Origin of the sequence: Sphingobium subterraneum (assembly GCF_014199435.1) — a bacterium.
Classification (GTDB): domain Bacteria; phylum Pseudomonadota; class Alphaproteobacteria; order Sphingomonadales; family Sphingomonadaceae; genus Sphingobium; species Sphingobium subterraneum.
On record NZ_JACIJP010000001.1, the window covers coordinates 1,067,766 to 1,091,765 of the forward strand.

29 protein-coding genes and 1 tRNA gene are annotated in these 24,000 nt (G+C 62.8%); 14 read left to right on the forward strand and 16 right to left on the reverse strand.

Going from position 1 to position 24,000, the window contains the following annotated elements; all coding sequences use genetic code 11:
- Window positions 1-3: 3 nt before the first annotated feature.
- Entirely contained in the window at window positions 4-720 is a 717-nt protein-coding gene (locus FHS92_RS05145; protein WP_221230883.1) for a TetR/AcrR family transcriptional regulator, read from the reverse strand.
- Between the two features lie 186 nt (window positions 721-906).
- Here FHS92_RS05145 and FHS92_RS05150 point away from each other — a divergent pair, with 186 nt between their 5' ends.
- Complete coding sequence (locus FHS92_RS05150) at window positions 907-2,124, forward strand: amidohydrolase family protein (protein ID WP_221230884.1); 1,218 nt, start codon at window positions 907-909, stop codon at window positions 2,122-2,124.
- A 73-nt stretch (window positions 2,125-2,197) separates the two neighbouring features.
- Entirely contained in the window at window positions 2,198-3,394 is a 1,197-nt protein-coding gene (locus FHS92_RS05155; protein ID WP_184078083.1) for an acyl-CoA dehydrogenase family protein, read from the forward strand.
- Between the two features lie 447 nt (window positions 3,395-3,841).
- On the opposite strand, the gene FHS92_RS05160 is transcribed toward FHS92_RS05155, so the two are convergent.
- Window positions 3,842-3,928 (reverse strand) — tRNA-Tyr (locus FHS92_RS05160).
- A 99-nt stretch (window positions 3,929-4,027) separates the two neighbouring features.
- Between FHS92_RS05160 and FHS92_RS05165 the strand changes: the two genes are divergently transcribed.
- Both FHS92_RS05165 and FHS92_RS05170 read left to right on the forward strand, forming a co-directional pair.
- Window positions 4,028-4,768, forward strand: a complete 741-nt coding sequence (locus FHS92_RS05165) for a TrmH family RNA methyltransferase (RefSeq protein ID WP_184078085.1) — start codon at window positions 4,028-4,030, stop codon at window positions 4,766-4,768.
- Between the two features lie 23 nt (window positions 4,769-4,791).
- Complete coding sequence (locus tag FHS92_RS05170; RefSeq protein WP_184078087.1) at window positions 4,792-5,622, forward strand: hypothetical protein; 831 nt, start codon at window positions 4,792-4,794, stop codon at window positions 5,620-5,622.
- 28 nt (window positions 5,623-5,650) lie between these two features.
- Here FHS92_RS05170 and FHS92_RS05175 read toward each other — a convergent pair whose 3' ends face one another.
- Window positions 5,651-5,968 (reverse strand): 2Fe-2S iron-sulfur cluster-binding protein, encoded by a 318-nt coding sequence (locus tag FHS92_RS05175; RefSeq protein ID WP_184078090.1) that lies wholly within the window; start codon window positions 5,966-5,968, stop codon window positions 5,651-5,653.
- Window positions 5,969-6,075: 107 nt separating this feature from the next.
- Here FHS92_RS05175 and FHS92_RS05180 point away from each other — a divergent pair, with 107 nt between their 5' ends.
- A complete protein-coding gene (locus tag FHS92_RS05180) occupies window positions 6,076-6,693 on the forward strand; it encodes a DNA-3-methyladenine glycosylase family protein (RefSeq protein WP_184078092.1) in 618 nt (205 codons plus the stop codon).
- A gap of 6 nt (window positions 6,694-6,699) precedes the next feature.
- Here FHS92_RS05180 and FHS92_RS05185 read toward each other — a convergent pair whose 3' ends face one another.
- Window positions 6,700-6,990, reverse strand: a complete 291-nt coding sequence (locus tag FHS92_RS05185; protein WP_184078095.1) for a 4a-hydroxytetrahydrobiopterin dehydratase — start codon at window positions 6,988-6,990, stop codon at window positions 6,700-6,702.
- A 41-nt stretch (window positions 6,991-7,031) separates the two neighbouring features.
- Here FHS92_RS05185 and ccmA point away from each other — a divergent pair, with 41 nt between their 5' ends.
- Both ccmA and FHS92_RS05195 read left to right on the forward strand, forming a co-directional pair.
- Window positions 7,032-7,703, forward strand: coding sequence for a heme ABC exporter ATP-binding protein CcmA (gene ccmA, locus FHS92_RS05190; RefSeq protein ID WP_246351763.1), 672 nt, complete (start codon window positions 7,032-7,034; stop codon window positions 7,701-7,703).
- Entirely contained in the window at window positions 7,700-8,350 is a 651-nt protein-coding gene (locus FHS92_RS05195; protein WP_184078097.1) for a heme exporter protein CcmB, read from the forward strand. The genes ccmA and FHS92_RS05195 overlap by 4 nt, the downstream gene beginning before the upstream one ends.
- Here the strand turns inward: FHS92_RS05195 and FHS92_RS05200 are convergent, their stop codons facing one another.
- From FHS92_RS05200 to coxB, 10 genes are all read right to left on the reverse strand, one after another.
- Window positions 8,351-9,247: a class I SAM-dependent methyltransferase gene (locus FHS92_RS05200; RefSeq protein ID WP_184078099.1), complete on the reverse strand. Its 897-nt coding sequence runs from the start codon at window positions 9,245-9,247 to the stop codon at window positions 8,351-8,353.
- On the reverse strand, window positions 9,240-10,664 hold the full coding sequence (gene thrC / locus FHS92_RS05205; RefSeq protein ID WP_184078102.1) for a threonine synthase: 1,425 nt from the start codon (window positions 10,662-10,664) through the stop codon (window positions 9,240-9,242). The genes FHS92_RS05200 and thrC overlap by 8 nt, the downstream gene beginning before the upstream one ends.
- Before the next feature lie 69 nt (window positions 10,665-10,733).
- A complete protein-coding gene (locus FHS92_RS05210) occupies window positions 10,734-11,360 on the reverse strand; it encodes an SURF1 family protein (RefSeq protein WP_184078104.1) in 627 nt (208 codons plus the stop codon).
- Window positions 11,357-11,800 (reverse strand): DUF983 domain-containing protein, encoded by a 444-nt coding sequence (locus FHS92_RS05215; protein ID WP_184078106.1) that lies wholly within the window; start codon window positions 11,798-11,800, stop codon window positions 11,357-11,359. The genes FHS92_RS05210 and FHS92_RS05215 overlap by 4 nt, the downstream gene beginning before the upstream one ends.
- Before the next feature lie 22 nt (window positions 11,801-11,822).
- Window positions 11,823-12,644, reverse strand: coding sequence for a cytochrome c oxidase subunit 3 (locus tag FHS92_RS05220; protein WP_184078108.1), 822 nt, complete (start codon window positions 12,642-12,644; stop codon window positions 11,823-11,825).
- A 53-nt stretch (window positions 12,645-12,697) separates the two neighbouring features.
- Window positions 12,698-13,273 (reverse strand): cytochrome c oxidase assembly protein, encoded by a 576-nt coding sequence (locus FHS92_RS05225; RefSeq protein ID WP_184078110.1) that lies wholly within the window; start codon window positions 13,271-13,273, stop codon window positions 12,698-12,700.
- Window positions 13,270-13,410 carry a hypothetical protein gene (locus tag FHS92_RS05230; protein WP_184078112.1) on the reverse strand — a complete coding sequence of 47 codons (141 nt, stop codon included), beginning with the start codon at window positions 13,408-13,410 and terminating at the stop codon, window positions 13,270-13,272. The genes FHS92_RS05225 and FHS92_RS05230 overlap by 4 nt, the downstream gene beginning before the upstream one ends.
- Complete coding sequence (locus FHS92_RS05235) at window positions 13,407-14,324, reverse strand: heme o synthase (RefSeq protein ID WP_343056680.1); 918 nt, start codon at window positions 14,322-14,324, stop codon at window positions 13,407-13,409. Before FHS92_RS05235 ends, FHS92_RS05230 begins: the two co-directional genes overlap by 4 nt.
- 94 nt (window positions 14,325-14,418) lie before the next feature.
- A complete protein-coding gene (gene ctaD, locus FHS92_RS05240; RefSeq protein WP_184078114.1) occupies window positions 14,419-16,089 on the reverse strand; it encodes a cytochrome c oxidase subunit I in 1,671 nt (556 codons plus the stop codon).
- A 31-nt stretch (window positions 16,090-16,120) separates the two neighbouring features.
- Complete coding sequence (gene coxB, locus FHS92_RS05245) at window positions 16,121-17,116, reverse strand: cytochrome c oxidase subunit II (RefSeq protein WP_184078116.1); 996 nt, start codon at window positions 17,114-17,116, stop codon at window positions 16,121-16,123.
- A 228-nt stretch (window positions 17,117-17,344) separates the two neighbouring features.
- On the opposite strand from coxB, the gene pyrE reads away from it, so the two are divergent.
- Genes pyrE through FHS92_RS05270 form a run of 5 tightly spaced genes read left to right on the forward strand, consistent with a single transcriptional unit; the run spans window position 17,345 to window position 21,077 of the window.
- Window positions 17,345-17,926 (forward strand): orotate phosphoribosyltransferase, encoded by a 582-nt coding sequence (gene pyrE, locus FHS92_RS05250; protein WP_184078118.1) that lies wholly within the window; start codon window positions 17,345-17,347, stop codon window positions 17,924-17,926.
- The gene (locus tag FHS92_RS05255; protein WP_184078839.1) at window positions 17,923-18,666 is read left to right on the forward strand and encodes a pyridoxine 5'-phosphate synthase; all 744 of its coding nucleotides are present in this window, start codon (window positions 17,923-17,925) and stop codon (window positions 18,664-18,666) included. Before pyrE ends, FHS92_RS05255 begins: the two co-directional genes overlap by 4 nt.
- Window positions 18,663-19,064: a holo-ACP synthase gene (gene acpS / locus FHS92_RS05260; RefSeq protein ID WP_184078120.1), complete on the forward strand. Its 402-nt coding sequence runs from the start codon at window positions 18,663-18,665 to the stop codon at window positions 19,062-19,064. Before FHS92_RS05255 ends, acpS begins: the two co-directional genes overlap by 4 nt.
- A 31-nt stretch (window positions 19,065-19,095) precedes the next feature.
- Window positions 19,096-20,010: a signal peptidase I gene (gene lepB / locus FHS92_RS05265; protein WP_246351764.1), complete on the forward strand. Its 915-nt coding sequence runs from the start codon at window positions 19,096-19,098 to the stop codon at window positions 20,008-20,010.
- Entirely contained in the window at window positions 20,007-21,077 is a 1,071-nt protein-coding gene (locus FHS92_RS05270; protein WP_184078122.1) for an AI-2E family transporter, read from the forward strand. The genes lepB and FHS92_RS05270 overlap by 4 nt, the downstream gene beginning before the upstream one ends.
- Window positions 21,078-21,202: 125 nt before the next feature.
- Here the strand turns inward: FHS92_RS05270 and FHS92_RS05275 are convergent, their stop codons facing one another.
- Together FHS92_RS05275 and rpsU are read right to left on the reverse strand one after the other, a co-directional pair.
- Window positions 21,203-21,718 (reverse strand): FKBP-type peptidyl-prolyl cis-trans isomerase, encoded by a 516-nt coding sequence (locus FHS92_RS05275; RefSeq protein WP_184078124.1) that lies wholly within the window; start codon window positions 21,716-21,718, stop codon window positions 21,203-21,205.
- A gap of 105 nt (window positions 21,719-21,823) precedes the next feature.
- Window positions 21,824-22,030: a 30S ribosomal protein S21 gene (gene rpsU, locus FHS92_RS05280; protein ID WP_184078126.1), complete on the reverse strand. Its 207-nt coding sequence runs from the start codon at window positions 22,028-22,030 to the stop codon at window positions 21,824-21,826.
- A 253-nt stretch (window positions 22,031-22,283) separates the two neighbouring features.
- Here rpsU and FHS92_RS05285 point away from each other — a divergent pair, with 253 nt between their 5' ends.
- Both FHS92_RS05285 and FHS92_RS05290 read left to right on the forward strand, forming a co-directional pair.
- The gene (locus FHS92_RS05285) at window positions 22,284-22,880 is read left to right on the forward strand and encodes a (2Fe-2S)-binding protein (protein WP_184078128.1); all 597 of its coding nucleotides are present in this window, start codon (window positions 22,284-22,286) and stop codon (window positions 22,878-22,880) included.
- A 113-nt stretch (window positions 22,881-22,993) separates the two neighbouring features.
- Window positions 22,994-23,944 carry an RcnB family protein gene (locus FHS92_RS05290; protein ID WP_184078130.1) on the forward strand — a complete coding sequence of 317 codons (951 nt, stop codon included), beginning with the start codon at window positions 22,994-22,996 and terminating at the stop codon, window positions 23,942-23,944.
- The last annotated feature ends 56 nt before the right edge of the window (window positions 23,945-24,000 follow it).

The following is a 24,000-nucleotide window of genomic DNA, read 5'->3' on the forward strand; positions in this document are numbered from 1 at the left end:
GAGTCAGGCGTGTTCGCGCCATTGCAGCCAGGGATCGCGCCACCAGCTGAGCCGATCGGGCGCGGCGCCGCGGATGAAGATGGTTGCCTCCCCGACCAGAGCGCGAGCTTCCTCTCTCTGCACGCCAAGGCTGATAAGAATGATCGACATGATGTTGTCCACGAATTCGCGCCGGACCTCTGTGGATCGCGCGTTGGATCGGATGGTTTCCCGCATCGCTCCGATGGCCAGCGTGCGGGCCGCGACGGCGTCCATGAAATGGACCTCGCCCTGCGCGGAGGCCTCCGCAAGATGCTGGGTGATGCCGTCAAACAGAGCGCCGTCGGTGCGCAACATATCGCTGTGAGCGACGAAGGCGGCCCACGTCCTGTCGAGCACGCTACGCATCAAAAACAGCTGCAGCGAAATGGTGAACAGCATGATGGGTCGTTTCTGGTCAACCACGAGATGCTTGAGACTTTCGATCATCTCATCGACAAGGTCGCCAGCCCGCCGCTCTATCGCTTCATCCACCGAGACAAAATATTTGTAGAACGTCGCGCGGGAGACATCCGCGCGCGCAATGACCTCATCAACCGAGGGGGGGCCGGTTAGTATATGCTCGGCGTAGCATTCCATCGTGGCTCGCAACAACCGCTCGGTCATGCGCTCTCGACGTATCTTCGCCACGCGGACGCGGTGGTCCTGATTATCCAGTGTCTCGATCGGTTTCATAGCCACCCGGCTAGCATTAATTCTCTGTTCCGCAAATGATACCGCATGCCCCTCCCCGCGCGGACAGAAACATCCGGAATCGCCGACGCCACCTCCCAATCGCTGGGCTGATACGATTTCATATTGATCATTATGTGTTTTTTGTAAATGGTGCGGCGTGAAGGCCAGACAGGTGGCCTGCGAGGAGGGATGATGACGGGACTCACCACCACACGCCGCGAGGCACTGGTCGGCACGGCGGCCATCGGCATGGGACTGTCGATTGGCTCAGCCTCGGCTGGCAGTACTTCAACTGCCGCAAACCCAACGGCCAAGGCCGAGGTCGAGACTAAGGAACAGGACGGATCAGCAAAGATGCCGATCATCTGCCTTGAAGAACATGTCAACGACGTCGCTGTCGCTCAGGCAACGATGACGGCCTTTGCCGCACAGATTCCCTATTTCAGCGGGTTGGGTAGCCGCTTTCGCGAGGATCCGGCGCGTTTTCCTACTGATCGACCAAGCCTGACGTTTGTTCCGGATTCGATCAAGATCGCTGCGGCACCCCTTTCGGTCCGTCTTGCGGCGATGGATGCGGCCGGGATCGACATGCAGGTTATGTCGCTCAGCAATACTCCTCAGCTCGCACCGGCAGAGCACGGGGTCGACCTGATCAAAGCAGCGAACGACCGTCTGGCCTCGGCTGCAAAGGACCACCCTGGGCGCCTTTCCGCATTTTTTACCCTGCCCTGGCAGGATCCGGACGCCGCCGCGCGCGAGGCAGAGCGATGCGTGAAGGAACTGAGGCTGCCCGCGACTTTGCTGAGCGGGCGTCCCCATGACGAAAAATTCATCGACGACGAACGCTTCGACGCCGTTCTCGCGCAGCTCGCGCGGCTCGATGCACCGATCTACATTCATCCCGGTCCCCCACTGGAAGCGGTGCGAAAGCCCTATTACGGTGGTTTCAATACGGAAGTGGACGCGCGTTTTCCGCTTTTCGGGTGGGGCTGGCATCATGAGGCGGGGATTCAGGTCATCCGCCTGATCCTGTCCGGCGCTCTCGACCGTCATCGCAATCTCAAGATCATCAGTGGGCACTGGGGCGAAATGGTGCCGTTTTACTTGCAGCGCCTGGACGATACCATGCCGCGCGAAGTGACCGGACTTTCGCGGACCATCAGCCAGACCTACCGCGATCAGGTATGGGTCGGACCGAGCGGAATGCTCGATCTCCCGCACTTTCTGTTCATACGCGAGATCATGGGGATCGATCGGGTCGTCTTCTCCATTGATTACCCCTACCTGACGATGAGCGGGGCACGCGCGTGGCTGGAAAAGCTGCCGATAGCCGATCACGAAAAGGAAGCATTCGCATGGCGTAACGCGAGCAAGCTGCTCGGCGTGAAGGTGAACACGGCAGGTTCCTAAGCGCACCGCTTGACGTCCCTATGATCGGCTGATAAACAAAATAGACAAATCATCTATTTTGAGGATCAAGCGAATGGCAACGGTCACCCCTCTTACCCATACGCCCGCTCTGAGCGTCGTCGACAAAGTGCGCGCACTCGTTCCCGATCTGCGCGCCGCGCAATCGGAATCCGACCGGCTCGCCAGACCGCCAGCCCATATCGTCGAAAAGCTGCGCGAGGCAGGCGCCTATAAACTGACCGTGCCCGCACGTTATGGCGGCCTCGAAGCGAACATGAAAACATGGATGGATACCGTCGTCGAAATTGGTCGCGGCGACGCCGGCGTTGCCTGGGCGGTCACTTTGGTTACATCGTGCAACTGGGCTTTCTCGAGCTATTTCCCTGAGCACATCGTCGATGAAGTGTTTGCGGACCCCAATGCAACGCTGGCGGGGATCTTCACCGGACGGGCCGTCAAAATCAAGCCGGTCGAGGGCGGCATTCACGTCGAAAAGGGTACATGGTTCTTCAATTCCGGGGTCTACGAGGCGACGTGGGACATGCTCGGCGTGCCGATGTTTGATGACAAGGGAAATGAGATCGGTCCCGGAATCGCTCTGGTCCCGATGAGCGACGTGAAGCTGCTTAACGATTGGAACACCAGCGGAATCAGGGGAAGCGGCAGCACCAACGTCGCGATGGAGGACGTCTTCATTCCCAACGAGCGGATCGTGCCCCTCGTACCCATCGCGGAAGGAACCTATCCGCGGACACACTCGGGCGCTGCTTCCCGCGTTGCGTTCATGCCTTTGATGGCCAGCATCCTGACATACCCGCTGATCGGCGCGAGCCAGCATATGGTGGAATATTTCATGGAAACGCTGCCCAGACGCGACATCAAGCTCACGCCCTACACCAACGCTGCGGAAGCTCCCGTGACCCACCTCCAGATCGGCGAAGCCACCGCCAAAATCGAAGCCGCGCGCCTGCTGATCGAAGATGGGGTGCGAGAGATGGACGACTGGGCAGCCAGACCGGATTATATGCCGATCGAGCTCCGTGCGAAGATCCGTCGCGACACAGCGTTTGCCGAACGCCTGATGTGGGAGGGCGTGGACCAGCTCGGCACGGTCAGCGGCGGCTCCTTCTCGTGGCTGAGCAACATCGGCAACCGGCTGTGGCAGGACGTAAAGGTAGGCAGTCTCCACCCGCTGGTGTCGGCGCCGAGCAACTACGAGATGTACGGACGGATGATGGCGGGTGTCGAACCGCCACTCATGCTGATTTGATGCATTAGCGCCTTGCCTCAGCGATGCAGTACAAGATTCGTCCTGGGGTGCGTCAACGCTGAAGCTTCATTGCGTGGCTTCCCTGTGGTCCCGGCACAACACAGATCGTCTGCACGACGATGCCCCAGCCATGTCCCAACAGACATGGCTGGGGCCACGCGCAATGAGCAGGTCTATTCACGTAGTCGACACACCTCCGTGCCGGAGAGATCACCTGCGCCCGGGGTATTGCGTCCCGCTGCGATGAGCGTCGTGCCTTCTGCAGCCTCCTGCAGCGCCGGCAGCTTGGCGCGGTGAGAATCGATGTACAATTCCCTATCTGTCCCCTTCCCCGCATTCCATGCTGGTTGCAGACGACACGCCGCGGACGCAGGCGATCTGCGCAGGAATTTCGATCCGAGTTAAGAGGTTTTCTAACGCATTCCACGATCATCCCAAAAAGGGTCGTGGTGGACAGGGCTGGATTCGAACCAGCGTACGGGAAACCCGGGCAGATTTACAGTCTGCTGCCTTTAACCACTCGGCCACCTGTCCATCGGAAAGTCGCCATCGTCGGGCGATTTCGTGCTTGGAGGGCGCTCCATGGCGAATGGAGGCTTGCCTGTCAATGCTTCCCGTGGAATTGGACAGCGTATGAAAAGAGGACATCGCACCGGAAAGCCCAAAGCAGGCTTCCCCCGTTTTTACGGCCGCCACGCGGTCATCGCCGCGCTTGCCAATCCGGATCGCGTAGTGCGCAAGATCTGGGGCACGCGTGAGGCGCTGGCGGCGCTCGAACTGCCACCGGTTCTGCCGATCGTGTACGCGGACGTGGCGGACCTGGGCCGCATGGTTCCGTCCGACGCGCCGCATCAGGGCATTGTCGCGGAGGTCGAGGCCCTGGACGATGTCTGGCTGGGCGACGCGTTGGAAGAGGGCCAGGACGACAAGCGCCCCATATTGGTGCTCGATCAGGTCACCGATCCGCACAATGTCGGGGCGATCTTCCGCTCGGCCGCCGCGTTCGATGCGTTATGCATCGTCACACAGGACCGGCATGCGCCACCCGAGTCGGGCGTGCTCGCCCGTGCGGCGAGCGGCGCGCTGGAAGTCGTGCCGTGGGTGCGGGTGGTCAACCTCGCCCGGGCGCTGGATGAAATCGCGGATGCGGGATACTGGCGCATCGGACTCGCCGGGGAAGCCGACATGGTGCTTGGCGACGCCATCGGCGAATCGCGTGTCGCCCTCGTCCTGGGCGCGGAAGGCGATGGACTGCGCCACAACAGCATGGCACATTGCGACATCCTGGCGAAACTGCCGATCAGCCCGCGCATGGAGAGCCTCAACGTCTCCAACGCGGCAGCGATTGCGCTCTACGCCGCCGCCAGCCGCTAGGCGGGCTACAAAGGGGACAGGGCATGGAAAGGATCGGGCGGATCATCGCGGCGCTGGTGGCGACGCTCGCGCTCGCAGCGTGCTTCTATGGCCCCGGCGCGTTTACCTCCACACTCGATCTGCGCAAGGACGGCAGCTTTGCATTCGCCTACAAGGGCGAAATCATTTTCCTCAACCCGGACACGATGGGCGGATTGAAGCCCGCGAACGAGATCTGGAAGGACGACATGGCGTCCTGCACCAAGGCGGACGACAGCAGCGAACCCCGCCCCTGCTCTCGCGCCGAAGTCGCCGAGCAACGCAAGGCGTGGCAGGCCGAACGCGCCACCGCCGCCGAAAAGAATCGCAAGGAAGCCGAACAGTTCGGTGCCATGTTCGGCTACACCCCCGGCAATGACGACGCGAACCGAAAGCTTGCCGCCAGCATGATGCGCTACGACGGCTGGAAATCGGTCGTGTATAAGGGCAATGGCGTGTTCGACGTCGATTATCGCATGGCGGGCAAGCTGGACCACGACTTCGTGTTCCCGATCATGCCCCAGAGCAACATGATCCTCCCGTTTGTCATGACCCGCAAGCAAGCGCCGGACAGCGCGCGCGTCTCCGCCCCTGCGCTGGTCGCGAGCTTCGGCAATCTCTTCGCGGAAAAGATGCAGGGTCTGGGCGGAGCCACTGGCGGTCCCACGATGGCATCGTCACGCACAAAGGGCAGCTTCACGCTGACCACAGATGGCGTGATCCGCACGAACAATACGGAGGATGGTCCCGCGGATATCGTCGGCGGCCACAAACTGGTCTGGCAGATCGGGCCGGACAGCAAGACGCCCCCCGAGGCCCTGATCCAGCTGAAGTAAGGGGCGGTACAGACACCGCCCCCACCCCTCAATCTTCCGGAGCGATCGTCACCCGCAGGCCGTCGAGCGCATCGCTCATCGTCAGCTGGCAGGACAGACGGCTGGTTTCGTTGCGATGATCCGAGCTGTCGAGCAGGTCATTCTCGTCCTCGCTGATCGCGGGCGTCTTGTCGGCAAAGGCCGGATCGACATACACATGGCAGGTCGCGCACGAGCAGCAGCCGCCGCACAGCGCCAGCAGCTCGTCAAACCCATTGTCGCGGATCGCTTCCATGACCGAAAGGCCGTTGTCGGCATCCACCGTCTTTTCTTCGCCCGCACGATTCACGACTACCAGTTTCGGCATCAATTCACTCCTGTCTCAGTCGACCCGGCCTTACTCATTTGTTGCGGGATTTCAAGCAAAGGTGTGTTTGCGGTAGCGATGGGCAATGTCGCGCGCTACACAATCGCATGGTTCACGACGCCAACCGCCTGAATGCCTCGCTCGATGCCCTTGCTGCTCTCGAACCCGGCTTTGCTCGCGCGCTCGAACGGGTGGGCTATCCTGAACCGCGCGTGCGCGCCACCGGCTATGACACAATGCTGCGCACCATTGTCGGACAACAGGTGAGCGTCGCAGCCGCTGCGTCCGTCTGGAACAAGCTCGAAGCGCTGATCGGCGCCGGCTGCCCGCCCGATGCCCTACTGGCGCAGGATGCCGATGCACTGCGCGCGTGCGGCCTTTCGCGCCAGAAGCAGAGCTATGCGCGCAGCCTCGCCGAGCTGGTTCTCTCGGGCGAAATCGACCTGCACGCGCTGCCTAGCGACGACGAGGAGGCCATCGCCGAGCTGGTCCGCATCAAGGGTATCGGCCGCTGGTCTGCGGAAATCTACCTGCTGTTTGCGGAGGGCCGCTGTGACATCTGGCCAGCGGGCGATCTTGCCGTGCAGATCGAGGTCGGCCGCCTGCTCGGCCTTCCCGAGCGCCCCGACGAGCGCACCACCCGCGCCCTCGCCGAAAAATGGCGCCCCCATCGCGGAGCCGCTGCAATCCTTGCGTGGCATCATTATAACAGCGGCGTGCTCTAACAGCGGCTAAACCGCCAGCATGTCGATCAACTTTGCCAGCTCGATGTCCTTCTCTGTCAGCCCACCGGCATCGTGCGTGGTGAGCGTGATCACGACGCGGTTGTAGCTGTTGCTCCAGTCCGGATGGTGGTCGAGGGCCTCGGCGTGAAACGCGACCCGCGTCATGAAACTGAACGCTTCGGCGAAATTGGCGAAGGAAAAGCTGCGCGTGATCGCATCGGGGTCATGCAATACCGTCCATTCGTGCAGGTCGCGCAGGATCATCGCCCGTGCCTCGTCCATCAGTTTCTCGGTCATGTCGTGTCTCTCAAGGGTGGAGTTGGCGCAAGGCTTGCCCTATGGCCACAGATATGACCCCGCCCCGCCCCTCTGACAATGCTTCTGCGGACGCAGGAGCGGCGGCCGGAGCGTTGCGCGGGGCGAGCACCCCACTGGTGGAGGCACACGCGCTTGGGTGTGAGCGCGCCGGACGGTTGGTGGTGCGGGGTGTCGCCTTCGCTCTCCACCCCGGTGAGAGCCTGCTGTTCAGCGGACCCAACGGCGTCGGCAAATCGTCGCTCATCCGGCTGATTGCGGGACTGTTGCCGGTCGCTTCCGGTACGCTGAATGTCAACGTGCCCGTGGCGCTCAGTGACGAGAACCTCGCGCTCGATACCGGGCTCCCCCTGCGCGATGCCCTTGGCTTCTGGACCCGGATCGATGGCGCAAGCGACCTGCGGCTTCGCGCGGCGCTCGAGGCGCTCGACTTGATGCCCCTTGCCGACATTCCCGTCCGGATGCTCTCGACCGGTCAACGCAAGCGCGCGATGCTGGTGCGCGTTCTGGCAAGCGGTGCTCCGCTGTGGTTGCTCGACGAGCCCGGGAACGGACTGGACGGCGCTTCGCTGGATCGGCTGGGCGGGGCCATGACTCAACATCTCGCACAGGGCGGCGCCATTATTGCCGCGTCGCACTTTCCCCTTCCGCTGGCATTCACCTCGACTCTGTCGCTCGACGGGGCAAACGCATGACCCGCTGGTTCTGGCCGCTGGTCTGGCGGGATGTGGTTCAGGCGTGGCGCGGTGGGGGAATTGGCATGCCGGTCGCGTTTCTGCTGCTCGTCGCGAGCCTCTTTCCCTTTGCCGTCGGACCGGATGCAAATCTGCTCGGCGCTACGGGTGGTGGCATGCTGTGGATCGCCGCTTTGCTCGCCGCTCTTCTGCCTGTCGACCGGCTTGTCACGCCCGATCGCGATGCCGGCGTGCTCGATCAACTGGCAGTGCGTGGCATCCCGGACGAGATGATCGCGCTCGCGAAGCTGATCGCGCATTGGATCGGTTTCGGACCGCCGCTGATGATCACCGCCCTGCCCGCCGCAGCTCTTCTGAAGCTCAGCGCCGACACGATCCTGAGGCTCGAAATCGGTTTGGCGGTCGGCACACCCGCGCTTGCGGCGCTGGGAGTGCTGGTCGCGTCGCTCACCGCCGGGTTGCGCAGTTCCGGCGCACTGGCAGGTCTGCTGGCCCTGCCGCTTGCCATCCCGCTGTTGATCTTCGGCGCGGGGTCGCTGAGCGAAGGGAGCGGCGCGGCCATCAAGTTCCTTGCTGCCATCGCCTTGCTCCTGACTGCATTGACGCCGATAGCCGCCGGGGCAGCGCTGCGCGCGGGGCGCGAGTAATCAGTCGCGTGACCAGCGCGCCCAAATGGCGGTAGGGAGCAGTAATCCCCGGCTTTCTTCGCGCACGACAAGCTCTCCGGCCTCTACGGTGCCCGGCAGATCGGAAAACGCTTGCCGCAATAACTCGCCAATCGCCAGCGCCGACATGCGCACGGCATAGACCGTCAAAAACAGAAAGCGGCTATCTGTATCCAGCAGCGCCCGGCAATGGGAGATCAGTCCGGGCAGATCCTCTTCCAGCCGCCACACTTCGCCATCCGGCCCGCGCCCATATTTGGGGGGGTCGAGCAGGATCCCGTCATAGCGCTTGCCCCGGCGCACTTCGCGCGCGACGAACTTGGCGGCGTCGTCCACAATCCAGCGCACGGGTCGATCCTGCATGCCGGACAGTTCCGCATTCGCTCGTGCGGCCGCGACGGATTTTTTTGAGGCATCGACATGCACCATCTGTACGCCCCGCCCCGCCATTGCCAGAGTGCCGACGCCCGTGTAGCCGAATAAATTCAGGCAAGTCGGCGCATCCATCCCCGCCACACATCCCCGCATCCACGTCCACACCGGCGCCATGTCCGGGAAGAAGCCCAGATGCCGGAACGGGGTGCAGGATGCGTGAAAGCGGACATCGTCCCAGCCCAGTGGCCAGCTCAGCGGCACCCGGTCCTTTTCCAGGAACCAGCGGCCGCCTCCATCCTCGTCCGACCCAGGAATGAATTCGCCGTCCGCCTGCCAATCGTCGAGTGCAGGGGCCCACATCGCCTGCGGTTCGGGGCGGATGAAGCACAGCGGTCCGTAGCGTTCGAGCTTGCGGCCGTTGCCACTGTCGATCAGGCCATAGTCCGCCCAGGGTTCACCGACGAGTGTCCCGAGCGGCGGTAGGCCACCGGGCGTGTCAGCCATTTATCCCGACTTTGCGCGATGCGCTCTCGGTCGACCGCTCGGCAACATAGGCGGTAATCGCATCGAACGAGGCAGGCAGATGCGCACAGGCTTCTTCCCGGTCAAACAGCGAGCCAATCCGCGTCGGCATCGCTGGTCGCACACCAATCGCACGTTCGACCGCATCGCGGAACTTGGCGGCATGGGCCGTCGCCAGCGTCACGATCGGCACATCCTTGTCGACCTGCGTTTCGAGCGCCGCAGCCAGACCGACCGCCGTATGCGGATCAATCACTTGGCCCGCCCCATCATGCGCCCAGCGCATTGCTAGGTTCATCGCGTTGGCATCGATCCGGACGGACGAAAGCATCTGCGCTGCCCCTTGTTGCTGCGCATTGGTGAGGCGCATGGCCCGGTCGGCTTCGAAGCCCTTCATCTGCGCGGCGAGCGCGAGTCCATCGCGGCCACCCACGTCGAAGAGCAACCGCTCGAAATTGCTGCTGACCTGAATGTCCATGCTCGGCGTGGCGGTTGCGACGACCGTGCCCTGGCTATAGTCCCCGCTCGACAGCGCCCGGTGCAGGATGTCGTTGACGTTGGTCGCCACCACCAGCTTCGCCACCGGCAGGCCCATTTTTGCCGCGACATAGCCCGCAAACACATCCCCGAAATTGCCGGTCGGAACCGAGAAGGCAATCGCGCGGTCGGGAGCGCCGAGCCGTACGGCGGCGTAGAAATAATAGACGACCTGCGCCATCAACCGCGCCCAATTGATGCTGTTGACCGCCGACAGGTTAAACCGCCCGGAGAAGCCCGGGTCGTTAAACATCGCCTTCACCAGCGCCTGCGCATCGTCGAAGCTGCCGTCGATGGCGATGTTGTAGACATTGGGCGCAAGCACCGTCGTCATCTGCCGCCGCTGCACATCGGAGACACGACCCGCTGGATGCAGCATGAAGATGTCGATTTTCTCCCGTCCCGCCACCGCATCGATCGCCGCCGATCCCGTGTCCCCCGACGTCGCACCGACGATGGTGAGATGATCGTCCCGCCGCGACAGAAACTTCTCGAACAGCAGGCCGAGCAGCTGCAACGCCACATCCTTGAATGCCAACGTCGGACCGTGGAACAGCTCCAGCAGCCAATGCTGATGGTCGAGCTGCACCAGCGGCGTCACCGCCTTGTGGCTGAACCGTCCATAAGCCGCCGTGCACAGTTCACGCAGTTCATCCTCACTCAGTGAACCGGCGACGAACGGCGCCATGACGGCAACCGCTGTGTCCACGTAGCTCATGCCCGCCATCGCGCAGATCTGATCGGGCGTGAAGGAAGGCCAAGTTTCCGGCAGGTACAATCCGCCGTCCGACGCCAGCCCGGCAAGCGTCACATCCTCAAAACCGAGCGCGGGCGCGCTGCCTCTGGTGCTGACATATTTCATGCGTGGGGCGGTAGCGCGGGTCGCTGATACGGGCAAGCAATAAGCGCATGGCGGAACCCTGCGGCGGGTTCACTTGGGCTGCAAGCGCCGCCACACCGCGATGCCGTATACGCCCAGCGCCACTGCCGCGAACAGGAACCACTGCACCGCATAGGCGAGGTGGTTATTCGGCACGTCATCGACCTTGGGCGGCGCGGAAGCGGTTAACCCGCCCTGCCCCTGCGCGGCGATCAGCATCGGGCGCAGCACCACATGCGGGCCGACCAGGCGCGCAATCAGCGATCGATGGTCGGGCTCCTGCGTGATCCACCCCGAGACGGTCCCGCCCGTCCAGCGGAGTTTCATGTCGGGACGATTGCCGATACCCAGCAGCACGAACGCCCCCGGCCCTTCCGCTCCGGTGGCACATTGCGCGATATAGGCAAAGCCGCTCTGTCCGTCGGCCGTACGCCCTGCCTGGGTCTGCCAACCCGTCACCCGCAAACAGTGGAACGACGAGCGTCGGAAAAGCACATCTCCGCTCACAGGTCCCATCCGCGGAAAACTCGTCGGCGGACGCGTCAGATTGGCGGAGAGCGTCGCAATCGCCGCGTCCTTCTGATCGCGCCGCTGCAATTGCCATAGACCCAGACCGATCATCGCGGCCACGGCCAGCAGCACAATGATGGTGGGCAACACCGGCAGGCGACGGATCATTGCGGCAGATTCCCGGCGGGTGGTTCCGCGCTTTCCGGCAGAGCCACCACCAGCACGCCCTCGCGGGCGCGGTTGCGATATTCCAGCGCCAGCAATGCGCCCTTGGCGATCCGGAGCGAACCGATCACACTCGCAATCGTGAGCGGCGCCCACAGGATGACATGCAGCCAAAGCGGCGGATGGACCGAAAATTCGAGCGCAAGCGCCAGCCCCAGCATGACGGCGCCGATAATCATTGTCAGAAACGCCGCCGGTCCATCACCCACGTTGAACTGCGTGAAATCCAGTCCGCATTGGCGGCAACGATCCGAGAACGCGACCACCGACGCAAACAAGGTCCGCGCCCCGCAACGGGGACACAGACCTTGTGCGGATGCTGTGATCAGCGGGCCGATTTTCACCGGCGCGAGCGGGGTATCCTGCGGGGCCTCTTCGGTCATATGCCTGTGGCCCCGCGCGGCATCAGCCGCCGTGGACCGGCGCGCCCCAGCCGCCCCATACATAGACGGCAACGAAGAGGAACAGCCACACCACGTCGACGAAATGCCAGTACCAGGCCGCCGCCTCGAAGCCGAAATGCTGGCGCGGCGTGAAATCGCCCCGCACGGCGCGGATGTAGCAGACGATCAGGAAGATCGTGCCGACAAGCACGTGGAACCCGTGAAAGCCGGTCGCCATGTAGAAGCCCGAGCTATAGGGCGTGCCACCAAACTCAAAGGGTGCATGGGCATATTCATAGGCCTGGATGGCGCTGAACAGCGCCCCGAGGATGATCGTCGCGAGCAGACCTTTCTTCAAACCATCCCGGTCGCCGTGGATCAGCGCATGATGCGCCCAGGTCACGGTCGTGCCCGAGCACAGCAGGATCAGCGTGTTGAGCAAAGGCAGCTCGAACGCGTTCATCACCTCAATGCCTTCGGACGGGAACAGACCCTTGATCGGAGCTAGAGCGCTAGGGAACAGCGAGAAATCGAAGAACGCCCAGAACCAGCCGACGAAGAACATCACTTCCGAGGCGATGAACAGGATCATGCCGTAGCGCAGGTGCAGCTGCACGACCGGCGTGTGATCGCCCGCATGCGCTTCACGGATAACATCCGACCACCAGAAGAACATCGTGGCGAGAACGCCCGCGACGCCCAGGAAAAACAGGCCGCCGCCGCCCGCATATTCATGCATCCACATCACCGCGCCTACAGCAAGTGCGAGTGCCGACATGGAGCCCATCAAGGGCCAGATGCTGGGCGGGAGAATATGGTAATCGTGGTTCTTGGCGCCTGCCATTGTCTTGTCTTCCCTGTTCACGAAATTGTTCACACACGTGGGACCGCTAACCCTTAGCGCTGCTTTGCATCCTGCTCAACCGGATAGAAAGTGTAGCTCAGGGTTATTTCCTGTATTTTCTTCGCATCCGGATCATTGAGGATCTTGGGATCGACGAAATAGAGTACCGGCATGCGGATTTCCTCACCCGGCTTCAGCGTCTGCTGCGTGAAGCAGAAACACTGGATCTTGGAGAAATAGGCACCTGCCTCCTCCGGCGTGACGTTAAAGGTCGCGGTACCGGTAATCGGCTTGTCGGACATGTTGCGCGCGATGAAGATCGCCATGTCGCGCGCACCCACAGTCACCGTATCGGTCTTATGCTCCGGATAGAAATCCCAGGGCATTCCCGGAGTGACATTGGAATCGAACCGGATCGACATCAGCTTGCCCGCAACCGGCACCGTCTTGGTATCAGCGGATACGCGCATCGTCGTGCCACCATAGCCTGTCGCCTGACAGAACATGCGATAGAGCGGAACCGCTGCGAAGCCCATGCCGAGGCTGGCGAGCGCGGCCACGGTGGCAAAGCGCGCAACCTTGCGGTGCTTACGCGACAGCTCAGCGCGCGGGTCGATGGCAAGGGTCATCCGCCGTTCCTCAGCTTCACAATGGTGATGGCGTAAAACAGGATGACCAGCGCGCCGAGGATCAGGCCGGTGACGATCGCCCGCCCCCGTTGTCGAGCGCGGATCTGATCCTGGTCACGAGGCGGCAGTGCGTTCATGCATACACCCAACGGTCGACGACGACCGCCCCAAAAATGATAAACAGGTAAAGGATCGAAAATTTGAACAGCCGCCGTTCCGCAAGCATTCGCTCCGGATCGCGCTCGCGGTTCACGCTCACCCGAAAGGCAAGGACCGCGAACAGCGCCGTCAGCAACAGCGCCGTCGTGCCATAAATCGGTCCGGTCAGCCGCAGCAGCACCGGCGCCATCGCCGCCGCCGCCATGATCGCCGTGTAGCCCCAAATCTGCCGTCGCGTTGTTACCTCCCCGGCAACCACGGGAAGCATGGGAATGCCGGCATTCGCATAATCCGTCTTCACAAACAGTGCGAGCGACCAGAAATGCGGCGGCGTCCAGAAAAAGATGAGGCAGAAGAGCGCAATGGGCAGAGCGGAGACATCGCCTGTCACGGCCGCCCAACCGATCAATGGCGGAAACGCTCCGGCGGCACCGCCAATGACGATGTTCTGGGCCGTACGAGGCTTCAACCAGACCGTGTAGACCAGCACGTAGAAAAGAATGGAAACCGCCAGAATCGCCGCAGCCAGCCAGTTTGCCGCAAGGCCGAGCAAGAGCACGGAGAACACGCCGAGCCCCACGCCGAAATGCAGCGCGGCCTGCCGGTCCATACGGCCCGCGGGAAGCGGTCGGTTCGCGGTGCGCTTCATCAGCGCGTCGATTTCCGCCTCATGCCACTGGTTGAGCGCTCCGGCGGCACCGGCACCCAGCGCGATGCACAGGATCGCGGTAAACGCCAGCACGGGATGGATGTGCCCCGGCGCTGCGAGCAGACCGCACAGCCCCGTGAACACAACCAGCGTCATCACCCGCGGCTTGGTCAGCGCAAGGAAATCCCGCCAATGCGCACAGACCGCCCCGGAGGCGGTCTGGCTTGTCTGGTTCACTATCACACCGGTCACTTCAATGGTCCTCGGGGCTATCCGTGGGATACCGCCTTGTATCGGCGACCGGGCGCGGCTGACGCTGTGTCCGGTCACCAGGAGTTCAGTCGATCTGCGGCAAGGTCTCGAACTGGTGGAACGGCGGCGGGCTGGACAGCGTCCATTCCAGCGTCGTGGCACCTTCGCCCCACGGGTTGGCGTCCGCCTTCTTGCCGGCGATCAGCGACCAGATCAGGTTGATGAAGAACACACCCATGCCCGCCGCCATGATTTCATAGCCATGGCTCGCAACCGCGTTCCAGTAGGCGAACGCTTCCGGATAGTCCGGATAGCGACGCGGCATGCCCGAAAGGCCCAGGAAGTGCATCGGGAAGAACAGCACGTTCACGCCGATGAAGAACACCCAGAAATGCAGCTGGCCAAGGAACTCGTTGTACATTTTGCCGGACATCTTCGGGAACCAGTAATAGAAACCGGCGAAGAGGCCGAACACCGCACCCAGCGAAAGCACATAGTGGAAATGCGCCACCACATAATAGGTGTCGTGCATCACGTCGTCGACGCCGCCGTTGGCCAGCACCACACCGGTCACGCCACCGACGGTGAACATGAAGATGAAGCCCAGCGCCCAGACCATCGGCGTCTTGTACGTCATCGAACCGCCCCACATGGTGGCGATCCAGCTGAAGATCTTGATGCCGGTCGGCACCGCGATCACCATGGTAGCGGCGGTGAAGTACATCTTCACGTTGACGCTCATGCCGGTGGTGAACATGTGGTGCGCCCACACGACGAAACCGACGACACCGATCGCGACCATGGCGTAAGCCATGCCGAGATAACCGAAGATCGGCTTGCGGCTGAAGGTCGAGATGATCTGGCTGACGATGCCGAAGCCCGGCAGGATCATGATGTACACTTCGGGGTGACCGAAGAACCAGAACAGGTGCTGGTACAGCTCGGGGTCACCGCCGCCAGCCGCATCGTAGAAGGTGGTGCCGAAGTTACGGTCGGTCAGCAGCATCGTGATCGCGGCGGCCAGGACCGGCAGCGCGAGCAGCAGCAGGAAGGCCGTCACCAGCACCGACCAGACGAACAGCGGCATCTTGTGCAGGGTCATGCCCGGTGCGCGCATGTTGAAGATCGTCGTGATGAAGTTGACCGCACCCAGGATCGAGCTGGCGCCCGCAATGTGCAGCGACAGGATCGCAAGGTCGACCGCCGGGCCTGCCGATCCGCTGGTCGACAGCGGCGCGTAGACGGTCCAGCCCGTACCCGCACCATTTCCCGTGCCACCGGGAACGAAGGTCGATCCGAGCAGCAGCGCAAATGCGGGGATAAGCAGCCAGAAGCTGATATTGTTCATGCGCGGGAACGCCATGTCCGGCGCGCCGATCATGATCGGCACGAACCAGTTGCCGAAGCCGCCGATCATCGCGGGCATCACCATGAAGAACACCATGATCAGGCCGTGCGCGGTAATGAGCACGTTCCAGAGATGGTACGCCTGATCCATCGTCGCGTCGGGGCCGTCCGACATCATGGCCCAGGTATGCAGGTACTGGATACCCGGCTGGGCCAATTCCGCACGCATCAGGCCCGAAATCGCACCACCGATGATCCCCGCGATGATCGCGAAGATCAGGTAGAGCGTCCCGATGTCCTTGTGGTTGGTCGACATGAACCAGCGCTGGAAGAACGCAGGCTTGTGATCGGCGTCATGATGATCGTGAGCGTCATGCGCTCCGTGTGCATCGGCTACTATGGTTGTCATGGCTATCTGGCCCTTACGTCGAAACTTGGCGTCAAATCTTGGCGGGCGCGGCTGCGCTGTCGGCCGCGGCGGCGGCGGTCGCCGCAGCGCCACCCTTACCAGCCGGATCGCCGCCCTGCGAACGCACCCACTGGTCGAACTGTGCAGGCGGCAGTGCCTCGATTGCGATCGGCATGAAGCCGTGACGCGCGCCGCACAATTCCGAACACTGGCCGTAATAGACGCCCGGCTTCTCGATCGTGAAGCTCTTCTCGTTCAGGCGGCCGGGAACGGCATCCATCTTCACCCAGAGCGAGGGCACAGCGAAACTGTGGATCACGTCAGCACCGGTAATGATCAGCTTCACCGGACGTCCGACCGGCAGAACCAGACGATTGTCCGGAGAAAGCAGATAGGGTTCGCCATTGGCCAACGCCTTTTCGGGGGTCTGCATGTTGGACACGAACTCAGGGATGCCCTGGTCGGGATACTCATAACCCCAGTACCACTGGTAACCCGTGACCTTGACGGTCAGTGCGTTCTTGGGCGCGGGCTTGTACTGCTCCGCAATCAGGCTGATCGAGGGAACCGCAATCACCAGCAGGATGATCACCGGCACCACCGTCCAGATAATTTCGATCACCGTATTGTGCGAGGTTTTAGACGGCACCGGATTAGCGGCGCGGCGGAAACGGACCATCGCATAGAGCATCAGGCCCAGAACAAACAGCGAGATGACCGTAATAATCGGCAGCAGCAGGCTGTCATGGATCCAGCGACCCTGGCGACCGGTGGGCGAAAACTGTTCCTGCAGCGTGATTTCGCCGGGGCGCGGCATGCCGATGCCTTCGGTCGGACGCATACGGGCGGGAGCAGCAACCTTCTCTGCGGGCGCGGCAGCGGCCGGTGCGGCAGCCGAGTCGGCAACAGGCGCCGTCGCATTGGCAGCGGCCGCCGCATTATCCTGCGCGAACGCGTCCTGCGACATCGCAACCGCTGGCGCAAACGCCAGCAAACCCGCAAGAATAAGAGATTTCACCATTTTCATAAGCGTCTCGATACCCCGTAACCCCTTGGCGCCGATCCCTTTGCCTGCAACCCGGAGAAGGCAGGACTGCGAACGGTCGAACAGGCGGGCTTATAGGCATGGTTTCGCGCCGCCTCAAGCGCCAAAACACGGATTTCCTTCGCGGTTGCAACGGCGCGCCAACACCCCTATCTGCCGGTGCGCGTGCGACCCGCGCGCGCGGGAACACAACGGGGAATAGCAGTCGCGATGACAGATGAGGAAGTACTGGCGGAATTCCGGGCGGCAGAGGCTCTTCTGGAGGGTCATTTCATCCTCTCCTCCGGACGCAGGAGCGCAAACTATCTGCAATGCGCCCGCGTGCTGATGAACGCTGAGCGCGCCGGAAAGCTGGCCCGCGCTCTTGCTCAGAAGCTTCCTCGGGAACTGCGCGCTGAAATCGATCTGGTGGTATCGCCCGCCATGGGTGGCATCATCATCGGCCATGAAATGGGCCGCGCTCTCGACGTCGATGCAATCTTTCTGGAGCGCCCCGAAGGCACGTTCGAACTGCGCCGCGGATTTGACATCGCGGAAGGACAAAAGGTTCTGCTGGTCGAGGATGTCGTGACGACCGGGCTGTCCTCGCGTCAGGCGATGGATGCGGTGCGCGACGCGGGTGGCGTCGTGCTGGCAGAAGCCGCACTGGTCGACCGGTCGGCCGGTGAGGCTGATCTGGGCGTGCCCTTCTATCCCCTCGTGTCGCTGAACTTCCCGGTGTACGACCCTGCCGACGTGCCGCCCGAGCTGGCCGCGATCCCCGCCGTCAAGCCCGGCAGCCGGAAGATCTGACGGCGGTGGCCAGCACCCGTCTCCGCCTCGGTGTCAACATCGATCACGTTGCCACGATCCGCAACGCGCGCGGCGGCGATCATCCCGATCCGGTGCGGGCGGCGCAAATCGTCGCAGCCTGCGGGGGAGACGGCATCACAGCTCATCTGCGCGAGGACCGTCGTCACATTCGCGACGACGACCTGGCGCGCATCCAGGCCTCCACCGACCTGCCCTTGAACCTGGAGATGGCGGCAACGGAGGAGATGCTGGAGATCGCCTTGCGCCACCGGCCCCATGCCGCGTGCATCGTACCCGAGCGGCGCGAGGAGCGGACGACGGAGGGCGGGCTGGACGCCGCCGGGCAGCATAACCGTCTGGCGCCGATCGTCGCCCGCCTGAGCGATGCAGGCATCCGCGTCAGCCTGTTCATCGCGCCCGATGAACGCCAGGTTGAGGCCGCGCTGCGCCTGCGCGCGCCGGTGATCGAACTCCACACCGGCGAATATGCTCATGCCGAGGGCGAAGCACGCGCCACCGAACTGAAGCGCATCGCTGACATGGCGGCGCTCGCCGCGAAAAACGGCGTGGAGCCCCATGCAGGCCATGGCCTGACGTATGACAATGTGCAGCCTATCGCCGCGATCCCACAGCTCGCCGAGCTCAATATTGGCCATTATCTGATCGGCGAGGCGATCTTTTCTGGCCTTGATCCAGCGGTACGCAAGATGCGCGAGCTGATGGACGCGGCGCGCGGATGATCATCGGGCTGGGCTCCGACCTCTGCAATATCGAGCGGATCCAGCAATCGCTCGACCGCTTCGGCGAACGATTCGAGCAGCGGGTTTTCACCGAGGTCGAACGCGCCAAGGCGAACCGCCGCCCGTTCACCAAGGCGGGAACGCTGGCCAAGCGTTTCGCCGCCAAGGAGGCGTTTTCCAAGGCAGTTGGAACCGGATTTCGCGCGGGAGTGTTCATGAAAGACATTGGCGTTGTCAATGCCCGGTCGGGGGCACCGACGCTCGCTCTGTCCGGTGGTGCACTGGAACGGGCGCAGGCCCTCGTCCCCCCCGGGCATCGGCTCGCCATTCACATCTCGCTCACAGATGATCATCCATGGGCTCAAGCGTTTGTCATATTAGAAGCCTTGCCCGAATAGCCCGCGCAATGCACAACAGGACGGAATGGACATGGCGGCCGACAGCGTGATGGAAAACGAGCAATTCCCGCAAGGCCAAGCTTCGGCGCCCGACGAGCATGCCACAGCGAGCGTTTCTCCTGCAGCCGCGCACCATCATGTCGACTGGGTCGGGGAAATCCGCAGCATTGCCCTGTTGCTGCTTGCCGTTCTCGCGTTCCACAGCTTTGTCGCCAAGCCGTTTTATATCCCTTCCGAATCGATGATGCCCGTGCTGCTGAAAGGAGATCGGCTGGTCGTCAGCAAATATCCCTATGGCTGGTCCTATGTCTCGCCCAGCTTTCACCCGCTACCGTTTCTCAAAGGGCGTCTGTTCGGCACGTTGCCGGAACGCGGCGACATCGTGATCGTCACTCCCCGCAACACCACCGAAGATTACATCAAGCGCGTCATCGGCCTGCCCGGCGACGTTATCGAGGTGCGCGCGGGACAGGTGATGATCAACAATATACCCGTACCCCAATATACGCTGCCGCCGCTGCGCATCCCGGTGGATGCGGATGCCCCCTGCCCGGCCTTCCAGTTTCCCGGAGCGCTGGTCCATGGCCAGGATGGCAAGGATGTGTGTGAGCTGCCCGTCCGACGGGAAGTTCTGCCCAACGGAAAAACCTATCAGATCATCGATGTCGGGCCGAGCGCGCTTGACTGGTACGGCCCGGTGCGCGTGCCGTCGGGACATCTCTTCCTGATGGGCGACAACCGCGACAACAGCGCCGACAGCCGCGCGCCGCTCGCCGAACGTGGGCTGGGGGGGCCGGTGCCATTCGAATCGATCGGTGGCCGGGCCGAATTCATCACTTTCTCGCTGAACGGCAACACGACGTGGAACCCGATGACGTGGATCGGATCACTGCGCAGCGGCCGGGCCGGCACAACCCTGCGCACGCCACGGGAACAAGGGCGATGACCAAGCGCAATCCCGCTCTGGAACAACCCGGTCCCTCCGAACCGCGCAGCGAACTGGTCCATAAGGAATTTCAGCGCGCGATGGTCTGGCTTGGCGTAGTCACCGCCGCCGGGTTGTTCGTCCTGCTCATCCAGCCCATTCTCCTGATCATCGGTGCCATCGTCCTGATGACGATGATCGACGGCGGCGCGCGCCTGCTGGGCCGTGTCCTGCCCATTCCGCGCGGCTGGCGGCTTGCGATCGTCATTCTCTGCGTGCTCGGCTTTATGGGATGGACGGTTTATCTCACCGGTTCAGAACTAGCCGGGCAGGCGCAGGCATTGCGCGCGCTGGTCGAGGCGCAGATTGCCCGAGTGGGTGGCCTTGCGTCGCAATTCGGGATCACCGCCACGCCCGAAGATCTCAAATCGGTCGGACAGCAGATTTTTTCGTCGCTCGGCCGCGTCACTGCTGCGGTCTCGACGGCGGTGGGCGTCGTTACCAGCGCCGTCATGATGCTGATCCTCGCCATCTTCATTGCGGCGGAACCGGCCAATTACGAACGCGGCATGGCGTGGATGCTGCCGATGAACAAGCGCGAGACCTTTTACCGTGTGTCCACGAAAATTGGCTGGACCTTGCGCCGGTTGATGGCCGGGCGGCTGGTCGGGATGGCGGTCGAGGGCTTCGGCACGTGGATCCTGCTGATGCTCGGGGGCGTACCGATGGCGGCGCTGCTGGGCGTCCTGACCGGCATATTGGCGTTCCTCCCCAACATCGGATCGATCATTTCCGGCGTGCTCATCATTATCGTCGGCTTTTCGTCCGGTGTGGACACGGGACTTTATGCGGTGGGCGTCTATCTCGCTGTGCAGATGATTGACGGCTATCTGATCGTGCCGATGGTCGCGCGGCGCGCCGTGGATCTGGCACCCGCCCTCGTCCTGGGTGCGCAAATCCTGTTTGGCGCGCTATTCGGTATATTGGGTCTTGCTCTCGCCGACCCGATCCTCGCGATGATCAAGGTCTATCTGGAAGAGCGTTCGCGGGAGAATGGCGCGGCACTGGCGGATGACCCGGCCAACTAGAGAGTCGCTCGGTCCATCAGACGCACGCTCTTGCGGCGCCTATACCTCAAACAGCAAAAAGGCCGCCATCCCGAAGGACCACGGCCTGATTTTTTGCTCAAGAAGCTGTTGCCAGCCCTTTCCGGTTACTGACCCGGCTGGCCGGGAATTCCGCCGGGATGCGCGCCGCCCTGCATCATCTGCATTTGCTGCTGCATCCGCTGGATCTCTTCCTGTGATTTAAAATCGAGCAGGTGCACATCGAAATGCAATGTGGAGTTGGCGGGGATCGGCCCCGCCGCCTTCGCGCCATAGCCCAGGCTCGGCGGAATAACGACCTTGTAGCGGCCGCCCTTCTTCATTTTCTGGAGTGCCTGCGAGAAGCCGGGGACGACGCCGTCCACGGGGAACGCTGCCTGCGGGTTCTCGTCGAAAACCTTGCCGTCGTCGAGCTTGCCGACATAGGACACCAGCACCACGTCGGACGCCGTCGGGCTCGGGCCCGTGCCTTCCTGCACCACCTCAAACTCCAGCGCGCCGACGCTTGCGCTCCCGGCATAGGCCAGGCCACCGGCGGCCAGCACCAGCGCGGCAACGCCGACCCAGAGTTTCGTCAACGATCCCTTGGCGATCGGGCGAAGCGGAACGGCGGTTACGGACATGAAGGTGCCTTTACCCTGAAAATCAGCAGAGGGGCCGATGCCCCGGATCAACGATGCGGTAGAAACAAACCACCGACGCGCTGCGCCGGTGGCACAGCACCGTTCTTACCGAACGCCGTCGCGTTCCATGCGCTTGCGGTCCATCTTGCGCGCGCGGCGCACCGCGGCAGCCTTTTCACGGGCGCGCTTTTCGGACGGCTTCTCGTAATGACGGCGCAGCTTCATCTCCCGATACACGCCCTCGCGCTGCAGCTTCTTCTTGAGCGCGCGCAGCGCTTGGTCGACATTATTGTCGCGGACGATGATTTGCATAAGGCCGTCGTTCTCCAATCCAGTGCAGCCAGACTCGCGGAAAACCTCCGCAACCGGCCAATAAGCAACAGAAAAACTTCGTCGCGGAACCCGTTTCCGCGCCGTGATGGCACGCCCCTACCAACATGATCGCCAAAATTCAAGGCAAAAGGCAGGCAAGTTGCCGCAGCTCTCCCTCCATGATTTGCGTCCCTCCAAGCTGTTGTCCATAGCCCCTTGGCCAATATCCCACGCCCGTGATATCCCGCCCGCCATGACCAAGTTCACTGTCAATGATCGCCCGATCCAATACCGCATGGACCCGGAAACGCCCTTGCTATGGGCACTACGCGATGCGTCCAACCTTACAGGGACGAAGTACGGATGCGGCACGGGGGATTGCGGGGCGTGCATCGTGGACATCGACGGGCAGTCGGTGCGCAGCTGCCGAATCAGCATCGCTGCCTGCGAAGGCCGCTTTGTCACCACGATCGAGGCGCTTTCGACCGATCGCAGCCACCCGGTACAGCAGGCCTGGGTTGCGGAGAACCTCCCCCAGTGCGGTTATTGCCAGTCGGGGCTTATCATGGCCGCCGCCGTCCTTCTGAAGCGCAATCCGCATCCAACCGACGAGCAGATCGACGGTGCTCTCACGAACCTTTGCCGTTGCGGCACCCAGCCGCGCTGGCGTGCTGCCATCCGCCGCGCCGAGAAGATCCAGGCCGGGGAGGAAAAGGTCGCCGCCGCCCCGCCGCCGGGTATCACGCCCGAAGACGCGGCGCGCGCCGTGCCCGCCCTGCGCGCCGTCGCGACAAAACCGGCAGCAGATGGAGTCGCGCCGCTGGCTACCCGCCCTCCAGCGGAACAATAGGTTACCGAAATCTTTCAATTCGCTGACAAGGCGGTTCAGAACCGGCTCATGGACAGGCTGATAATCCCCTTGATCATGGAGGACCGATCCGGCCCTCTCGAGAGGAACTGATCATGATGAGAAAGATTTTGATCGCGGGGATGTTGGCAGCGACGGCGCTCACGGGCGTTGCACCTGCCTCGGCGCAGCAATGGGAAGGCCGCCGTGGTGGCGAAGCGCGCGGTGGACCTGGTAATGGACCGCAAGGCGGCGACGCCGGCAACCGCGGCTGGCGCCGTGGTGGTGACAATCCTGCTCCTCAGGCCGCGCCCGCTCCTGCACCCGCCCGACAGGCAGCTCCTGCCCCACAGGCGGACCGCGGGCAACGGTGGCAAGGCGGTGATCGCGGCGCATGGCGCGGCAACGACCAGCGTGGTGCGGATGCGCAGCGCCCTGACCGCACGCCCAACCGGGCCGACGGTTGGCAAGCGGTTCGCGAACGCCAGCAGCAGGCCCAGAACGACCCCCGCCGTGACAACCGCCCGGACTTCCGCAACGATCGTCGGGATGATCGTCGCGATGATCGGCAGGAAGGCCGCAGCGATCGCCGCGACAACCGGCAGGACTGGCGGAACGATCGCCGAGACGATCGTCAGGGCTGGCGCGACGACCGTCGTGATGACCGGCGGGACTGGCGTGGCAACGATCGTCGCAATCCGGCCTACGGCAACTGGGACCGCGGCAATTGGGACCGCAACGGCCATGATCGTGACCGGTGGGACCGCCAGTGGCGCAATGACCGCCGCTATGACTGGCGCGGTTATCGCAACCAGTATCGCAGCGTGTATCGGGCGCCAGCCTATTATGCTCCGCGCGGTTGGAACTATGGATACCGTCCCTTCAGCATAGGCGTGACGCTCTATAGCGGGCTGTTCAACGACAGCTACTGGATCGACGATCCCTATCGCTATCGCCTGCCGCCCGCATACGGGTCGCTCCGCTGGGTCCGCTATTATGACGACGCCCTGTTGGTCGATATACGCGACGGCTATATCGTAGACGTGATCCGCGATTTTTTCTGGTAAGGCTCCCATAGCCTGAAGGACGCCCGGAACCGCGATGTTCCGGGCGTTTTCGCGTT

What these genes read in the sequence shown, in the direction of transcription:
- FHS92_RS05150 (WP_221230884.1), top strand. Translation starts at nt 907, where the DNA reads ATGACGGGACTCACCACCACACGCCGCGAGGCACTGGTCGGCACGGCG.
- FHS92_RS05155 (WP_184078083.1), top strand. Translation starts at nt 2,198, where the DNA reads ATGGCAACGGTCACCCCTCTTACCCATACGCCCGCTCTGAGCGTCGTC.
- FHS92_RS05165 (WP_184078085.1), top strand. Translation starts at nt 4,028, where the DNA reads ATGAAAAGAGGACATCGCACCGGAAAGCCCAAAGCAGGCTTCCCCCGT.
- FHS92_RS05170 (WP_184078087.1), top strand. Translation starts at nt 4,792, where the DNA reads ATGGAAAGGATCGGGCGGATCATCGCGGCGCTGGTGGCGACGCTCGCG.
- FHS92_RS05175 (WP_184078090.1), bottom strand. Translation starts at nt 5,968, where the DNA reads ATGCCGAAACTGGTAGTCGTGAATCGTGCGGGCGAAGAAAAGACGGTG.
- FHS92_RS05180 (WP_184078092.1), top strand. Translation starts at nt 6,076, where the DNA reads ATGGTTCACGACGCCAACCGCCTGAATGCCTCGCTCGATGCCCTTGCT.
- FHS92_RS05185 (WP_184078095.1), bottom strand. Translation starts at nt 6,990, where the DNA reads ATGACCGAGAAACTGATGGACGAGGCACGGGCGATGATCCTGCGCGAC.
- ccmA (WP_246351763.1), top strand. Translation starts at nt 7,032, where the DNA reads ATGGCCACAGATATGACCCCGCCCCGCCCCTCTGACAATGCTTCTGCG.
- FHS92_RS05195 (WP_184078097.1), top strand. Translation starts at nt 7,700, where the DNA reads ATGACCCGCTGGTTCTGGCCGCTGGTCTGGCGGGATGTGGTTCAGGCG.
- FHS92_RS05200 (WP_184078099.1), bottom strand. Translation starts at nt 9,247, where the DNA reads ATGGCTGACACGCCCGGTGGCCTACCGCCGCTCGGGACACTCGTCGGT.
- thrC (WP_184078102.1), bottom strand. Translation starts at nt 10,664, where the DNA reads ATGAAATATGTCAGCACCAGAGGCAGCGCGCCCGCGCTCGGTTTTGAG.
- FHS92_RS05210 (WP_184078104.1), bottom strand. Translation starts at nt 11,360, where the DNA reads ATGATCCGTCGCCTGCCGGTGTTGCCCACCATCATTGTGCTGCTGGCC.
- FHS92_RS05215 (WP_184078106.1), bottom strand. Translation starts at nt 11,800, where the DNA reads ATGACCGAAGAGGCCCCGCAGGATACCCCGCTCGCGCCGGTGAAAATC.
- FHS92_RS05220 (WP_184078108.1), bottom strand. Translation starts at nt 12,644, where the DNA reads ATGGCAGGCGCCAAGAACCACGATTACCATATTCTCCCGCCCAGCATC.
- FHS92_RS05225 (WP_184078110.1), bottom strand. Translation starts at nt 13,273, where the DNA reads ATGACCCTTGCCATCGACCCGCGCGCTGAGCTGTCGCGTAAGCACCGC.
- FHS92_RS05230 (WP_184078112.1), bottom strand. Translation starts at nt 13,410, where the DNA reads ATGAACGCACTGCCGCCTCGTGACCAGGATCAGATCCGCGCTCGACAA.
- ctaD (WP_184078114.1), bottom strand. Translation starts at nt 16,089, where the DNA reads ATGACAACCATAGTAGCCGATGCACACGGAGCGCATGACGCTCACGAT.
- coxB (WP_184078116.1), bottom strand. Translation starts at nt 17,116, where the DNA reads ATGAAAATGGTGAAATCTCTTATTCTTGCGGGTTTGCTGGCGTTTGCG.
- pyrE (WP_184078118.1), top strand. Translation starts at nt 17,345, where the DNA reads ATGACAGATGAGGAAGTACTGGCGGAATTCCGGGCGGCAGAGGCTCTT.
- acpS (WP_184078120.1), top strand. Translation starts at nt 18,663, where the DNA reads ATGATCATCGGGCTGGGCTCCGACCTCTGCAATATCGAGCGGATCCAG.
- lepB (WP_246351764.1), top strand. Translation starts at nt 19,096, where the DNA reads ATGGCGGCCGACAGCGTGATGGAAAACGAGCAATTCCCGCAAGGCCAA.
- FHS92_RS05270 (WP_184078122.1), top strand. Translation starts at nt 20,007, where the DNA reads ATGACCAAGCGCAATCCCGCTCTGGAACAACCCGGTCCCTCCGAACCG.
- FHS92_RS05275 (WP_184078124.1), bottom strand. Translation starts at nt 21,718, where the DNA reads ATGTCCGTAACCGCCGTTCCGCTTCGCCCGATCGCCAAGGGATCGTTG.
- rpsU (WP_184078126.1), bottom strand. Translation starts at nt 22,030, where the DNA reads ATGCAAATCATCGTCCGCGACAATAATGTCGACCAAGCGCTGCGCGCG.
- FHS92_RS05285 (WP_184078128.1), top strand. Translation starts at nt 22,284, where the DNA reads ATGACCAAGTTCACTGTCAATGATCGCCCGATCCAATACCGCATGGAC.
- FHS92_RS05290 (WP_184078130.1), top strand. Translation starts at nt 22,994, where the DNA reads ATGATGAGAAAGATTTTGATCGCGGGGATGTTGGCAGCGACGGCGCTC.